11 protein-coding genes are annotated in these 13629 nt (G+C 59.5%); 6 read left to right on the forward strand and 5 right to left on the reverse strand.

The window, feature by feature from the left end; genetic code table 11:
* Positions 1-11: 11 nt before the first annotated feature.
* Together ppx and ppk1 are read right to left on the reverse strand one after the other, a co-directional pair.
* Positions 12-1535, reverse strand: a complete 1524-nt coding sequence (gene ppx / locus AC6I7J_RS05310; RefSeq protein WP_021506582.1) for an exopolyphosphatase — start codon at positions 1533-1535, stop codon at positions 12-14.
* 5 nt (positions 1536-1540) lie between these two features.
* A complete protein-coding gene (ppk1, locus tag AC6I7J_RS05315) occupies positions 1541-3601 on the reverse strand; it encodes a polyphosphate kinase 1 (protein ID WP_021506583.1) in 2061 nt (686 codons plus the stop codon).
* A 183-nt stretch (positions 3602-3784) separates the two neighbouring features.
* On the opposite strand from ppk1, the gene AC6I7J_RS05320 reads away from it, so the two are divergent.
* Genes AC6I7J_RS05320 through pstB form a run of 3 tightly spaced genes read left to right on the forward strand, consistent with a single transcriptional unit; the run spans position 3785 to position 8253 of the window.
* Positions 3785-5878, forward strand: a complete 2094-nt coding sequence (locus tag AC6I7J_RS05320; protein WP_498006942.1) for an ABC transporter permease subunit — start codon at positions 3785-3787, stop codon at positions 5876-5878.
* Positions 5875-7473, forward strand: a complete 1599-nt coding sequence (gene pstA / locus AC6I7J_RS05325; protein ID WP_058758318.1) for a phosphate ABC transporter permease PstA — start codon at positions 5875-5877, stop codon at positions 7471-7473. Before AC6I7J_RS05320 ends, pstA begins: the two co-directional genes overlap by 4 nt.
* Positions 7474-7485: 12 nt before the next feature.
* A complete protein-coding gene (gene pstB / locus AC6I7J_RS05330) occupies positions 7486-8253 on the forward strand; it encodes a phosphate ABC transporter ATP-binding protein PstB (RefSeq protein ID WP_136547117.1) in 768 nt (255 codons plus the stop codon).
* A gap of 135 nt (positions 8254-8388) precedes the next feature.
* Here pstB and purN read toward each other — a convergent pair whose 3' ends face one another.
* Entirely contained in the window at positions 8389-9027 is a 639-nt protein-coding gene (purN, locus tag AC6I7J_RS05335; RefSeq protein ID WP_021506587.1) for a phosphoribosylglycinamide formyltransferase, read from the reverse strand.
* On the reverse strand, positions 9024-10064 hold the full coding sequence (gene purM / locus AC6I7J_RS05340; RefSeq protein WP_021506588.1) for a phosphoribosylformylglycinamidine cyclo-ligase: 1041 nt from the start codon (positions 10062-10064) through the stop codon (positions 9024-9026). The genes purN and purM overlap by 4 nt, the downstream gene beginning before the upstream one ends.
* A gap of 239 nt (positions 10065-10303) precedes the next feature.
* Between purM and upp the strand changes: the two genes are divergently transcribed.
* From upp to hda, 3 genes are all read left to right on the forward strand, one after another.
* A complete protein-coding gene (gene upp, locus AC6I7J_RS05345; RefSeq protein ID WP_010617600.1) occupies positions 10304-10930 on the forward strand; it encodes a uracil phosphoribosyltransferase in 627 nt (208 codons plus the stop codon).
* 218 nt (positions 10931-11148) lie between these two features.
* Positions 11149-12432 carry a uracil permease gene (gene uraA, locus AC6I7J_RS05350; protein ID WP_031279414.1) on the forward strand — a complete coding sequence of 428 codons (1284 nt, stop codon included), beginning with the start codon at positions 11149-11151 and terminating at the stop codon, positions 12430-12432.
* Positions 12433-12524: 92 nt separating this feature from the next.
* Positions 12525-13226, forward strand: coding sequence for a DnaA inactivator Hda (hda, locus tag AC6I7J_RS05355; RefSeq protein WP_031279417.1), 702 nt, complete (start codon positions 12525-12527; stop codon positions 13224-13226).
* Here hda and arsC read toward each other — a convergent pair.
* Positions 13223-13570, reverse strand: coding sequence for an arsenate reductase (glutaredoxin) (gene arsC / locus AC6I7J_RS05360; protein WP_260640741.1), 348 nt, complete (start codon positions 13568-13570; stop codon positions 13223-13225). The two genes, hda and arsC, sit on opposite strands and share 4 nt — an antisense overlap.
* Between the last annotated feature and the right edge of the window lie 59 nt (positions 13571-13629).

The following is a 13629-nucleotide window of genomic DNA, read 5'->3' on the forward strand; positions in this document are numbered from 1 at the left end:
TGAAGCCCGCGTTACTCCTCTTCCAGCATCAGTTTCCAGCCGGTGACGTCATTCCAGTAAGCCTGCTCCCGCTCCAGATCCAGCTGAACCAGCGTGTTCTGGCTGAGGAAACCGGCCGGGAAGGTCAGCGTCCAGTGACCATCGTCGGTGCTCAGCTTCAGCGTGTCGGGGCGCGTGGTGGCCTGACGCTGATTGTTCAGCAGGGTGCCGAGCCGCAGCAGGAAGATCATCGGCAGGAACTGTTTCTTTTTAAACAAGGTGAAACGCGGCATCTCATCCTGCTTCACCGCTTTACGGTGGAAGCGTACCAGCGTGGCCAGCAGCATCTGTTGATCCTGATTAAAGCCCGGCATATTGGAGTTTTGCAGGATGTAGGCCGAATGACGCTGCATACCGCTGTGGTTGATGGTCAGCCCGACTTCATGCAGCAGCGCTGCCCACTTCATCAGCGCCGTCAGCTGGGGGTTGGCCAGCTTCGGGTTCTGCTCCAGCCACTGGCTGTACAGCTGTTCGGTGGTTTCCAGCACGCGGCGTGCCTGGTCGCTGTCGATGGCGTAATGATTTGCCAGGCTCTGCGCGGTACGGCTGCGGATATCCTGATGACGGAAGCGGCCCTCCATCTCATACAGCACGCCCTCACGCAGCGCGCCATCCGACAGGCGCAGCTCGCGAATGGCCAGCGCGTCAAACACGCCACACAGAATCGCCAGCCCCGGCACAAACACCGCCTTGCGCTCATCCGACAGGCCCGGCAGGCTCAGGGCAGCAAAGGATTTGTGCTTCAGCACTTCGCTCACCAGCATGTCGAGGTTTTCCGGCGTCACGCGCTTCTCTTTCTCGCCCATCGCCAGCAGCACTTCACAGGCCGCTTTGATACTGCCGGACGCGCCCAGCGCATATTGCCAGCCCTGCAGACGATACTGCCACGCCAGCGTTTCCAGCTTTTGCGCGGCGGCAAGCCGGGCGCGACGGAAATTCTCCTGGCTAATCTCGCCTTTCGGGAAGTAGAGGTTGGCGAAGCTGACGCAACCCATGCGGCGACTCTCCACCAGTTGCGGCTCAAAATCTTCGCCGATCACCAGCTCGGTTGAACCGCCGCCGATATCAATCACCAGCTTGCGGCCTTTCTCCGGCTGCGTGTGCTCAACGCCCATAAAGATCAGGCGCGCTTCTTCATTGCCGGAAATCACCTCAATCGGATAAGGGATGACCTCCGCGGCGCGCTGCAGAAACTCTTCCGCGTTGGATGCGATGCGCAGCGTGTGCGTACCGACGATGGTGACGTTGGCGGCGCTGAACCCCTGCAGGCGCTCGGCAAACAGCGCCAGGCAGCTCAGCCCGCGCTCCATCGCTTCTTCGCTCAGGCGATTTTGCGCATCCAGCCCGTCGGCGAGGTGCACGCGCTGTTTCAGGCGTCCCAGCACCTGCATGGCGCCATCCACCACACGGGCAATCACCATGTGGAAGCTGTTCGAGCCGAGATCGATGGCGGCGAATTCCTGTGGTTTCGGCGTACTTTTATGGGAGATTGGCATAGGCGTTATTCGGGTTGTTCCAGTTTCTTGATGTAATCGTAAATCGCCAGCTGCGAGCGCACCTTCTTGCGATTGCCGCGCGGAACATAACGGTTACTCAATTCTTTGTCTACGATGCGGGCTTTTACCGTATCACTTAACAGAATGGCAATGATATCCAGTATGCGCTGTTTCAGGCGCGGATCGAGCACCGACACCGCCACTTCGATACGATAATCGATGTTGCGCGTCATCCAGTCCGCCGACGACAGGAATACTTTTTTATCGCCGCCGCTTTCAAAAATATAGACGCGGTCGTGCTCAAGGTAGCGGTCAACGATACTGGTGATGCGAATATTTTCACTGATGCCCGGCAAATCGGGGATTAGCGAGCACATGCCGCGCACCAGCAGGTTGATCTTCACGCCGGCCGATGAGGCGGCATACAGCCGATCCACCAGACCATTGTCCACCAGGTTGTTGATTTTCAGCGTAATGCCGGAAGGATTGCCCTGCTGCGCGTTGGCAATCTCGTTATCAATCAGCTGATACAGCATGGCGCGCGAGTTTTGCGGCGACACCATCAGGTGTTCGAACGTTACCGGGCGATACGGGTTTTCGATAAAGTTAAATACGCGCCGGACTTCGTTGGTGATGCGCGCATCGGCGGTCAGCAGCGAATAGTCGGTGTAAATACGCGCGGTTTTTTCGTTGAAATTGCCGGTTCCGATGTGGGCGTAACGCACCACTTCTTCGCCCTCGCGGCGGGAGATCAGGAACAGCTTGGCGTGAATCTTCAGGCCGGGCGCTGAGAAGATCACGTGCACGCCCGCTTCGGTCAGCCGCTTCGCCCAGCGAATGTTGGCTTCTTCATCAAAGCGCGCCTGTAGCTCGACCACCACCGTGACCTTTTTACCATTGTAGGCGGCGTGGATCATCGCATCCATAATGCGCGAATTCTTGGCCACGCGGTAAATGTTGATCTTGATGGCCAGCACGTTCGGGTCAAACGACGCCTGACGCAGCAGCTCCAGCACGTGCTCAAAGGTGTGGTACGGATAGTAAAGCAGCACATCGCGGTTGCGGATGGCATCAAAGCCGTTGCGGAAGCCATCAAAACCGATATGACGAATCTGCGGCAGCGGGCGATTTTCCAGGTTGGCTTTGCCCACGTTCGGGAAGCCGATGAAATCTTTGAAGTTATGATAACGGCCGCCCGGCACAATCGAGTCGTAGCTGGAGATCGACAGCTTATGGCGCAGCATTTCCACCATCGCATCGGGCATATCGCGCTGATAGACAAAGCGCACCGGCTCAGCGGTCAGGCGCTGTTTCAGGCTGGAGGACATCAGCTCCAGCAGGCTGGATTCCATCTCCGTGACCAGGTCGTACTCGGCGTCGCGCGTCATTTTCATTGAATAGGCGTTCAGCGCATCGTAATCAAAGAAGCCTTTAAAAATCTCATCAAGGCAGTAGCGCAGAATGTTGTCCAGCAGAATCATTGGCTTGCGACGGCGCGGCGATTCTGCCGGCAGATTCACAAAGCGCGGCACTTTATCGGACGGGATCTCCAGCAGGGCGTAACGGATTTCTTCGCCGCGGATAATCTCCACCGCCAGATAGGTGTAGTCGTCTTTCAGGAACTCAATCAGGTCGGTGTCGTGGTTGATCAGAATTGGCGTGACGTGCTGGCGCAGCTGATGCTTGAAGTAGTAGCGCAGCCACTCCTGCTGATTGGGTGACAGCTGGCGCTCGTTGATCAGGAAAATCTGGTTGCGCGCCATTTCCAGCAGCAGGTCGTTATACAGCGCATCGAACTCCTGATCCGATTTCTGTACCCGCAGCTGAATCTTTTTCAGCAAATGGCGCAGGGTGGTGGGCGTCCCCTGTTCTTCGCCAATCAGAATGCGGCGCTTGAGATCGGCAAAGCGCACTTTATAAAACTCTTCCAGGTTATTGGAATAGATGCCGAGAAAACGCATGCGCTCAATGAGCGGATTGCTTTTATCAGCGGCTTCCTGCAGCACGCGTTCGTTAAAGGTTAACCAGCTTAGTTCTTTTTCTATATACAGCTTTTCCTGACCCATTCTGACTCCGTGATGCTGTTGCTGGACGGAATGTCCGGCGGAATAAACGCAAAATTGCGGTTCCGCTCAGTGTCCTCCACCATTATGGCGAGAGTATGGCAGCCTTGTCCAACCTCAACAGTTGTCTTATCAATCAGCTACGGGCAACATAGCGGCATAACTTCAAGGGTAACTCTGGCCTGCATGAGCATAAATCGTATTCCTGTCCACTTTAGTGACCGTCGTCGACGCGCCATCGATCAGTTCGTGCGCCGCATCGTCACGGCCTGCGGTGTGGGAATTTTACTGCTGATGCTGCTGCTGTTCTTCTGGCTGATTTGGGTGGTGATGCCGCTGTTCAGCGCGCCGGGCATGCAGCCGACGCTCAGTCAGCAGCTGTGGGACAAAGCCCCGGCGCTGGCGCTGGGCAGCGAAGGCCAGCTCGGCTGGCGCATCAGCCGCAACGAAGCGCGCTTTATTCCGCTCGACGGCCAGCCAGCGGGCGACGCGCTGGCGCTGAACGGCCAGCCGCAGGCGGCGGTGACCAGCAGCGACGGCGGCAGCGTATTGCTCAATATGCAGGGCGATCTGTTGCTGATGCAACCGCTCATCCACGGCCAGCACGGTGAATGGTATTTCCCGCTGGGCGATCGGCCGCTGCATCTGCCGCAGGGCGCGGTCAGCCAGATGGCGCTGGCAGTGCCGGGCGATCACCAGTGGCGCATCGCCGCACAGACGCCGGCCGGTATCAGCCTGCTGACCTTTGCCGGCCAGAAGCGCGTCGACCAGATTGTATTGCCCGGTGAGCAGGCCGACCTGATGCGGTTGTCACCGGACGGCACGCTGCTGTACACCAGTACCGGACGGCTGTTGCGGGTGTGGCAGATTACGCCGCAGGGTGCGCAGCTGCGGGAAACCCAGACGCTGTCTCAGCAACCGCGCAGCCTGCAACTGCTGGCAGGCGGGCGCAGCTTACTGATTCAGGATGCGCGTGGCATTCAGCAATGGTTTGCCATCACCGGTGACCACGGGCCACGGCTGCAGCAGATTCACACCTTCACGCACAGCGCGGGTGTGCTCGGCATCGTGCCTGAGGCGCAGCGGCGCGTTTTTGCCAGCTTTGACGCGCAGGGCGTGGTGCGCCTGTTCGCCAGCAAGCAGGCGGGCCCGATTGTCACGCGCCAGCTGGCCGCGGGCATCAGCGCGCTGGCGTTGTCTCCGCGCGGCGATAGCCTGATCGTCGAACGTGCCGGACAGTGGCAGCAGTTCGCGCTGGATAATCCGTGGCCCGATTTCAGCTGGCGCAATCTGTGGCAGAAAATCTGGTATGAAAACTATCCGCAGCCGGACTGGGTATGGCAGTCCACCGCCGCCGGCGACAGCTATCAGGCCAAATTCAGCCTGATGCCGCTGGTGATCGGCACGCTGAAAGCAGCGTCGCTGGCGCTGCTGTTTGCTACGCCGCTGGCGCTGGCGGCGGCGATGTATACCGCATGGTTTATGTCGCCGGGCCTGCGCCGCTGGGTCAAGCCGAGCATTGAAATGATGGGCGCGCTGCCGAGCGTGGTGATTGGCCTGATCGCTGGCGTGTGGCTGGCGCCGCACATCAGCCGCGCGCTGCCTGGCGTGATGCTGCTGCCGCTGGTGCTGGCCGCCACGCTGCTGCTGTGCGGCGTGCTCAGTCCGCGTTTGCCGGCGCGCTGGCGGCGGCCCGGGTTTGAAGTGCTGCTGCTGATGCCGCTGCTGTTACTGGTGACGTTACTGACGCTGTGGCTGCCGACACTGTGGTGGACGCAGATGGGCGAACAGCTGGCGCACTATGAGCAGCGTAACCTGCTGGTGGCGGCGCTGGCGATGGGCTTCGCGCTGGTGCCGCTGATCTTTACCCTGGCGGAAGATGCGTTGTTTAGCGTGCCGGTGGCGCTGGGGCAGGGCTCGCTGGCGCTGGGCGCGACACCGTGGCAAACCCTGACGCGCGTGGTGCTGCCGGGCGCGTCGGCAGGCATTTTTGCTGCGCTGATGATCGGCTTTGGTCGTGCGGTGGGCGAAACCATGATTGTGCTGATGGCCACCGGCAACACGCCGGTGAGCGAAGGCGGACTGTTTGCCGGGCTGCGCGCGCTGTCAGCCAATATCGCCATTGAAATGCCGGAAGCCGCGGCGGGCAGCGCCCATTATCGCATCCTGTTTCTCAGTGCGTTGCTGCTGCTGATATTCACGCTGGCGATCAACACCGTGGCGGAACTGATTCGTCAGCGGCTGCGCCAGCGCTACAGTCAGCATGAGGGGCAGGCATGAGCGCGCTGCGTCAAAACGATCGCTGGCGCTGGCTGACTGCCGGTGCGGTCGCCGTCTGCCTGCTGGCATTTACCTTATTAATCGGCCTGCTGGGCTGGCAGGGCGTCAGGGCGTTCTGGCCGCAGCCGGTCGATCAGTATCAGTTCCAGCCGCCGCAGGGGGCACCGCTGATGGTGCTGGGCGAAACGCTGGATCGCCAGCAGCAGGGCGATCGCTGGCGCTACGTAGTGAAAACCGGTAACCGCGATTTTGCCGCGCCGGATTTTCGCGTCATCGTCAGTCAGGGCGAAGCGCAAACCCGACGCCCGGCAGAAGTGCTGGTGCTACAGCGACGCAGTGGCGGCAATGCCTACGGCTGGCTGGTGGAGCTGCGTGAAGACAACGAGGTGCTGACCGCGCGCGACCGCGATGCACTGCTGCAGCAGCGGCTGAAGCAGGTGCATGAGCAGCTGCGCCAGGCGAGCAACATCCGGCGTATCGAAATGGCGCGCCTTAACGCCCAGCTGGAGAGTCTGCAACAGCAGGCTGACGAGCAGCGGCGCGGTGGTCACTTCAGCCTGCAGGATCAGTCAGAACTGGATGCCAACAGCGCGGCACTGCATAAACGCTTCGGCGCGCTGGCGCAGCAGCTGGCGCATCTGCAGCATGAAAGCCAGCGCGATACGCTGGTACTGCGCGACGTGCAGGGCGACGATCATCTGATTCCGCTGGCGCAGGTGGTGGCCGCCTGGTATCCAAACAGCCTAAGCCTCGGGCAGAAAATCGGGCATTTCCTCAGTCAGATCTGGCAGTTTGTCAGCGATTCGCCCACTTCGGGCGGCAGTGAAAATGGCGCGCTGCCGGCGATTTTCGGCACCGTTTTGATGGTGCTGCTGATGTCGGTGATTGTCATGCCGCTGGGCGTGGTGGCCGCCGTCTGGCTGCACGAATACGCCGGGCGCAACGCGCTCACCCGGCTGGTGCGCATTGCGGTGGTGAATCTGGCTGGCGTGCCGTCGATTGTGTATGGCGTGTTTGGCCTCGGCTTTTTTGTCTGGCTGATTGGCGGCACCCTCGATCAGCTGTTCTTCTCCCGCTCGCTGCCCAATCCTACCTTCGGCACGCCCGGCCTGCTGTGGGCGGCGCTGACGCTGGCGCTGCTGACGCTGCCGGTAGTGATCGTCGCCACCGAAGAGGGGTTGTCGCGTATTCCGGACAATCTGCGTCAGGGCTCGCTGGCGCTGGGCGCAACCCAGGCAGAAACCCTGTGGCGCGTGGTGCTGCCGCTGGCGGTACCGGCAATGCTCACCGGCCTGATTCTGGCGGTGGCGCGCGCCGCCGGCGAAACCGCACCGCTGATGCTGGTGGGCGTGGTCAAAATGGTGCCTGAGCTGCCGGTCGATGCGGTGTTTCCTTACCTGCATCTTGACCGTAAATTTATGCATCTCGGTTTTCAGATTTACGATCTGGCTTTCCAGAGCCCGAACATCGACGCCGACCGACCGCTGGTGTATGCCACGGCACTGCTGCTGGTGGCGATCATTCTGTCGCTCAATCTGCTGGCGATGGTGCTGCGCCATCGCCTGCGCGAGCGCTACCGGCTAATGACGCACTAAAAAGGTTTACACATGACGCCCGATTACGCTATTGCGCTCACCGTTAATCAGCTGTCGCTGTGGTACGGCGAACGCCAGGCGCTGAATAACATTGATTTGCAGATCCCGAAGCATCGCATCACGGCGCTGATTGGGCCCTCCGGCTGCGGTAAATCGACGCTGCTGCGCTGCTTCAATCGCATGAACGACGTCATTGATGGCTGCCGCATCGAAGGTGAGATTCTGCTCGATAGCCACGCGGTGATGCAGTCGAACCAGGATCTGCCGGCGCTGCGGCGGCGCATCGGCATGGTGTTTCAGCGTCCCAATCCGTTCCCCAAGTCGATCTATGAGAATGTGGTTTACGGTCTGCGCTTGCAGGGCGTGCGCGATCGTCGCGTGCTGAATGAGGCCTGCGAGCGCGCGCTGCGGGCGGCGGCGCTGTGGGGCGAAGTGAAAGATCAGCTGGGGCAGAATGCGCTGACGCTGTCGAGCGGTCAGCAGCAGCGTCTGGTGATTGCGCGCGCCATCGCCATCGAGCCGGAAGTGCTGCTGCTGGATGAACCCACCTCGGCGCTGGATCCGATCTCAACGCTGGTGATTGAAGAGTTGATGACCACGCTGAAGCAGCATTTCACGCTGGTGCTGGTGACGCACAACATGCAGCAGGCAGCGCGTGTATCCGATTACACCGCGTTTATGCATAACGGGCAGCTGGTGGAGTTTGATGAAACCGACCGGATTTTCACCGCACCGCAGGCGCGGCGCACCGAGGATTACATTACCGGCCGGTTTGGGTAAGTATTGTTAGGTTAGCGCGAAGAATCGCGCCGCTACGAAATGCGCAAAGAAATCATGTAGTAATAAAACCCGGCACAGCCCCGTAGCGGCGCAATTTATTGCGCAATTCCTGCAAGCGCACGGCGTAAAGGTCAATCAATCGTGCGCATAACCTTCCGGCGGCAGCGGTTCGCCATCTAACCACGCTTTGCCCGCGCGCATCTGCAAGCGTCCTTCGACAAACCAGCTGATCACCAGCGGGTAAATCGCGTGCTCCTGATGCTGCACGCGGGCGCTGATCTCAGCTTCGTCATCGTCAGCAAATACCGGCACGCGCGCCTGCAGAATGATCGGTCCACCGTCCAGCTCGTCAGTCACAAAATGCACCGAGGTACCGTGTTCCGCGTCCCCGTTCGCCAGCGCCTGGCGATGCGTATGTAAACCGGGATATTTCGGCAGCAGCGACGGATGAATATTCAGCAGACGATCGTGATAGTGCGCGACAAACGCCGGGCTCAGAATGCGCATATAACCGGCCAGCACCACCAGATCAGGTGCATAAGCGTCGATCTGCTGCATCAACTGGCGGTCAAAGGCGTCGCGATCGGCGAAATCCTGCGCGGACAGCGCGTGAGCAGGCACGCTGGCCTGCTGCGCACGCGTCAGACCATAGGCCGAGGCTTTATTACTGAAAACGGCAGCCACGCTGCCGTTGATACGCCCGCTCTCGCAGGCGTCGAGGATGGACTGAAGATTGCTGCCGTTGCCGGAGATCAGTACAACCAGTTTCTTCATGGGTTAATAACCACACGCTCTTCAGCATCTGACGCGTTAATCACGCCAATTTTCCACGCCTGCTCGCCAGCCGCGGTCATCAGCTGTACCGCTTTGTCGGCATCGGCCGGGCTCAGCGCAATCACCATGCCCACGCCGCAGTTAAAGGTGCGGTACATCTCGTGACGGCTGACGTTACCGGCCTGCTGCAGCCAGCTGAATACCGCCGGCCACTGCCAGCTTTTCTCGTCAATCACCGCCTGGGTGTTATCCGGCAGGACGCGCGGAATGTTTTCCCAGAAGCCGCCGCCGGTCAGGTGGGCAATGGCGTGCACGTCCACCTGCTCAATCAGGCTAAGGATATTTTTCACGTAGATGCGGGTCGGCGCCAGCAGGTGATCGGCCAGCGGTTTGCCTTCCAGCTGTTTGGTGGTGGGATCGGTCTGGCTGACTTCAAGAATTTTACGCACCAGCGAGTAGCCGTTAGAGTGCGGACCGCTGGAGCCCAGCGCGATCAGCACGTCGCCATCCTGCACTTTGCTGCCGTCGATGATCTCGGACTTTTCCACCACGCCGACGCAGAAACCGGCCACGTCGTAATCTTCGCCGTGATACATGCCCGGCATCTCAGCGGTTTCACCGCCGACCAGCGCACAGCCCGACTGCAGACAGCCTTCGGCGATACCGGTGATCACCGCGGAGGCGGTATCCACATCCAGCTTGCCGGTGGCGTAATAGTCGAGGAAGAACAGCGGCTCAGCGCCCTGTACCACCAGATCGTTCACGCACATCGCGACCAGATCGATGCCGATGCTGTCGTGGCGTTTGAGATCCATCGCCAGACGCAGCTTGGTGCCGACGCCATCAGTTCCGGAGACCAGCACCGGCTCGCGGTATTTCTGCGGCAGCGCACACAGCGCGCCAAAGCCACCCAGTCCACCCATCACTTCCGGGCGGCGGGTTTTCTTTACTACGCCTTTAATACGGTCAACCAGATCGTTACCAGCATCAATATCAACACCGGCGTCTTTGTAGCTGAGAGAGGTTTTGTCGGTCACTGCGGAATCCCCACGCGATTGCGGTTGGTGGCAAAAATTAAGCGCGGCAATTCTACCAGTGCAGGCAAACGTTTGCGAGTCCCATCTCAGGGCACCTTTGCAGCGTGCTGATTTTTCGCTAATCCTTATTCTCAGGCGATTTGCGCACGTTACCTGACCAATCACCGGTGGCGCGGCGGTAAAAAGGCGGTATAATCCGGCGATTTTTTTTAGCTCAACTCAATTCCGGGAGAATAATCATGAAGATCGTGGAAGTCAGACACCCGCTGGTCAAACATAAACTGGGCCTGATGCGTGAGCATGATATCAGCACCAAGCGCTTCCGCGAGCTGGCCTCGGAAGTGGGCAGCTTACTGACCTATGAAGCCACCGCCGATCTCGAAACCGAGCGCGTGACCATTGAAGGCTGGAACGGTCCGGTCGACGTCGATCAAATCAAAGGCAAAAAAATTACCGTCGTCCCGATTCTGCGTGCTGGCCTTGGCATGATGGAAGGTGTGCTGGAACACGTACCGAGCGCGCGCATCAGCGTGGTGGGCGTTTACCGTGACGAAGAGACGCTGGAGCCGGTGCCTTACTTCCAGAAGCTGGTGTCAAACATCGAAGAGCGTATGGCGCTGGTGGTTGACCCGATGCTGGCAACCGGCGGCTCGATGATCGCTACCATCGATCTGCTGAAGAAAGCCGGCTGCAACAGCATTAAAGTGCTGGTGCTGGTGGCCGCGCCGGAAGGCATTGCCGCGCTGGAGAAAGCGCATCCGGACGTTGAGCTGTACACCGCGTCAATCGATCAGGGCCTGAACGAGAAGGGGTACATTATCCCGGGCCTCGGCGACGCCGGCGACAAGATTTTCGGAACCAAATAAATAAACCAGCCGGCCAGAGAGTCGGCTTTTTTTTGGCAAAAATACCGTTCAGTCAGACACCGTATCGACAGGATGCACATTTTGTAGCGGCGCGATTTATCGCGCTGATGCCGGGCAAGCTATGGTGCCCATCCGGACAAGGCGCAATGAATTGCGCCACTACGATAAGGTGCGGTGTTGACGAACGAGCATAAAAATAAACTTATAGGGGATAAATGATGACTCGCAGAGCCATTGGCGTTAGTGAACGCCCGCCACTGTTGCAAACCATTCCGCTCAGCCTGCAGCACCTGTTCGCCATGTTCGGCGCCACCGTGCTGGTGCCGATTCTGTTCCACATCAACCCGGCGACCGTGTTGCTGTTCAACGGCGTCGGCACGCTGCTGTATCTATTTATCTGTAAAGGCAAAATCCCGGCCTATCTTGGCTCCAGCTTTGCCTTTATCTCGCCGGTGTTGCTGCTGCTGCCGCTCGGTTATGAAGTGGCGCTCGGCGGCTTTATCCTGTGCGGCGCGCTGTTCTGCATTGTGGCGCTGATTGTGAAGAAGGCCGGCACCGGCTGGCTCGATGTCATGTTTCCACCGGCGGCGATGGGTGCCATCGTGGCGGTTATCGGTCTCGAACTGGCTGGCGTGGCGGCGAATATGGCCGGGCTGCTGCCCGCTGACGGCACCACAGCGGACAGTAAAACCATCATTATTTCGCTGGTGACGCTGGCGGTGACGGTGTTTGGCTCGGTGCTGTTCCGTGGTTTCTTCGCCATTATCCCAATCCTGATTGGCGTGCTGGTCGGCTACGCGCTGTCGTCGGCAATGGGTATCGTTGACTGGAGCGCAGTGGAAAACGCGCCGTGGTTTGCGCTGCCGACCTTCTATACGCCGCGCTTTGAATGGGCCGCGATGCTGACCATCCTGCCCGCAGCGCTGGTGGTAATTGCCGAGCACGTGGGCCATTTGGTGGTGACCGCCAACATCGTGAAGAAGGATCTGATTCGCGATCCGGGCCTGCATCGCTCGATGTTCGCCAACGGCCTGTCGACCATGATCTCCGGCTTCTTTGGTTCCACGCCGAATACCACCTACGGTGAAAACATTGGCGTCATGGCGATCACCCGCGTTTACAGCACCTGGGTGATCGGCGGCGCGGCGATCTTCGCCATTCTGCTCTCCTGCGTCGGTAAACTGGCGGCCGCGATTCAGGCGATCCCGGTACCGGTGATGGGCGGGGTGTCGCTGCTGCTGTATGGCGTGATCGGCGCTTCCGGTATTCGCGTGCTGATTGAATCCAAAGTCGACTACAACAAAGCGCAGAATTTGATCCTCACCTCGGTCATCCTGATCATTGGCGTCAGCGGCGCGAAAGTGCACGTGGGCGCCGCCGAGCTGAAGGGCATGGCACTGGCCACCATCGTCGGCGTTGGCCTGGCGCTGATTTTCCGCGTAATCAGTCTTTTACGTCCGGAAGAAGTGGTGCTGGACGCGGAAGAAAAACGCGAGCTTTAAAGGATCCTGCGGGCAGGGAAGCCCGGTTCATCTCTGCGGAGGATCGTGATAAACTTGCCCGGTTTTCTGCCCGCTCATCCGTTGAGGTACTTCTGAACACGCCGGCACAGCTTTCACTGCCACTCTATCTACCCGATGATGAAACCTTTGCCAGTTTCTGGCCGGGGGAAAATCCGTCACTGCTGGCGGCGCTGCAGGGCGCGCTGGCGCAACAGCACGGCAGCTATCTCTACTTCTGGTCACGCGAAGGCGGCGGCCGCAGCCATTTGCTGCACGCAGCCTGCGCCGAAATGTCCGCGCGCGGCGAAGCGGTGGGTTATGTGCCGCTCGATAAGCGCACCTGGTTCGTGCCGGAAGTGCTGGAAGGCATGGAAAATCTGGCGCTGGTGTGCATTGATAATATTGAGTGCATCGCCGGCGAAGCCGAGTGGGAGATGGCGATCTTCGATCTCTATAACCGCATTCTGGAAACCGGCAAAACCCGCCTGCTGATCACCGGCGATCGTCCCCCGCGTCAGCTCAATCTGGGCCTGCCGGATCTGGCGTCACGTCTCGACTGGGGACAAATTTACCGCTTACAGCCGCTGTCCGACGAGGACAAACTGCAGGCGATGCAGCTGCGTGCCGGCCTGCGCGGCTTTGAGCTGCCGGAAGACGTTGGGCGTTTCCTGCTGAAACGCCTCGACCGCGAAATGCGCACGCTGTTTGACACGCTTGATCGTCTTGATCGCGCCTCGATCAGCGCACAGCGCAAGCTGACCATTCCCTTCGTGAAAGAGGCGCTGGGGCTTTAGAGAATCTCCAGCACCGCTTCCGGCGGACGACCAATGCGGGCGCGGTCGCCCTGAATCACAATCGGCCGCTCGATCAGTTTTGGATGCTCCACCATCGCCTGTAACAGCTGTTGTTCGCTGAAATCGTTACTGGCCAACCCCAGCGTTTTATAGATTTCCTCGCCACGGCGCATCAGCTCGCGCGCGCTGTGCATGCCCAGCTGTTGCAGCAGCGTTTTCAGCGTGTCGATGTCCGGCGGCGTATCGAGATACAGCACCACCTGCGGTTCAATGCCCTGTTGCTGCAGTAGCGCGAGGGTTTCGCGGCTCTTGCTGCAGCGCGGATTGTGATAAATACGGACCATGTTTTTTATCCTGGGTAATCCATTGTTGCCAGGTGCGCATGAATGCGCACCCTACGAAT

The sequence above is a fragment of the Type-C symbiont of Plautia stali genome (genome assembly GCF_059730935.1).

What these genes read in the sequence shown, in the direction of transcription:
- purN (WP_021506587.1), bottom strand. Translation starts at nt 9,027, where the DNA reads ATGAAGAAACTGGTTGTACTGATCTCCGGCAACGGCAGCAATCTTCAG.
- ppk1 (WP_021506583.1), bottom strand. Translation starts at nt 3,601, where the DNA reads ATGGGTCAGGAAAAGCTGTATATAGAAAAAGAACTAAGCTGGTTAACC.
- upp (WP_010617600.1), top strand. Translation starts at nt 10,304, where the DNA reads ATGAAGATCGTGGAAGTCAGACACCCGCTGGTCAAACATAAACTGGGC.
- uraA (WP_031279414.1), top strand. Translation starts at nt 11,149, where the DNA reads ATGACTCGCAGAGCCATTGGCGTTAGTGAACGCCCGCCACTGTTGCAA.
- ppx (WP_021506582.1), bottom strand. Translation starts at nt 1,535, where the DNA reads ATGCCAATCTCCCATAAAAGTACGCCGAAACCACAGGAATTCGCCGCC.
- arsC (WP_260640741.1), bottom strand. Translation starts at nt 13,570, where the DNA reads ATGGTCCGTATTTATCACAATCCGCGCTGCAGCAAGAGCCGCGAAACC.
- AC6I7J_RS05320 (WP_498006942.1), top strand. Translation starts at nt 3,785, where the DNA reads ATGAGCATAAATCGTATTCCTGTCCACTTTAGTGACCGTCGTCGACGC.
- pstB (WP_136547117.1), top strand. Translation starts at nt 7,486, where the DNA reads ATGACGCCCGATTACGCTATTGCGCTCACCGTTAATCAGCTGTCGCTG.
- pstA (WP_058758318.1), top strand. Translation starts at nt 5,875, where the DNA reads ATGAGCGCGCTGCGTCAAAACGATCGCTGGCGCTGGCTGACTGCCGGT.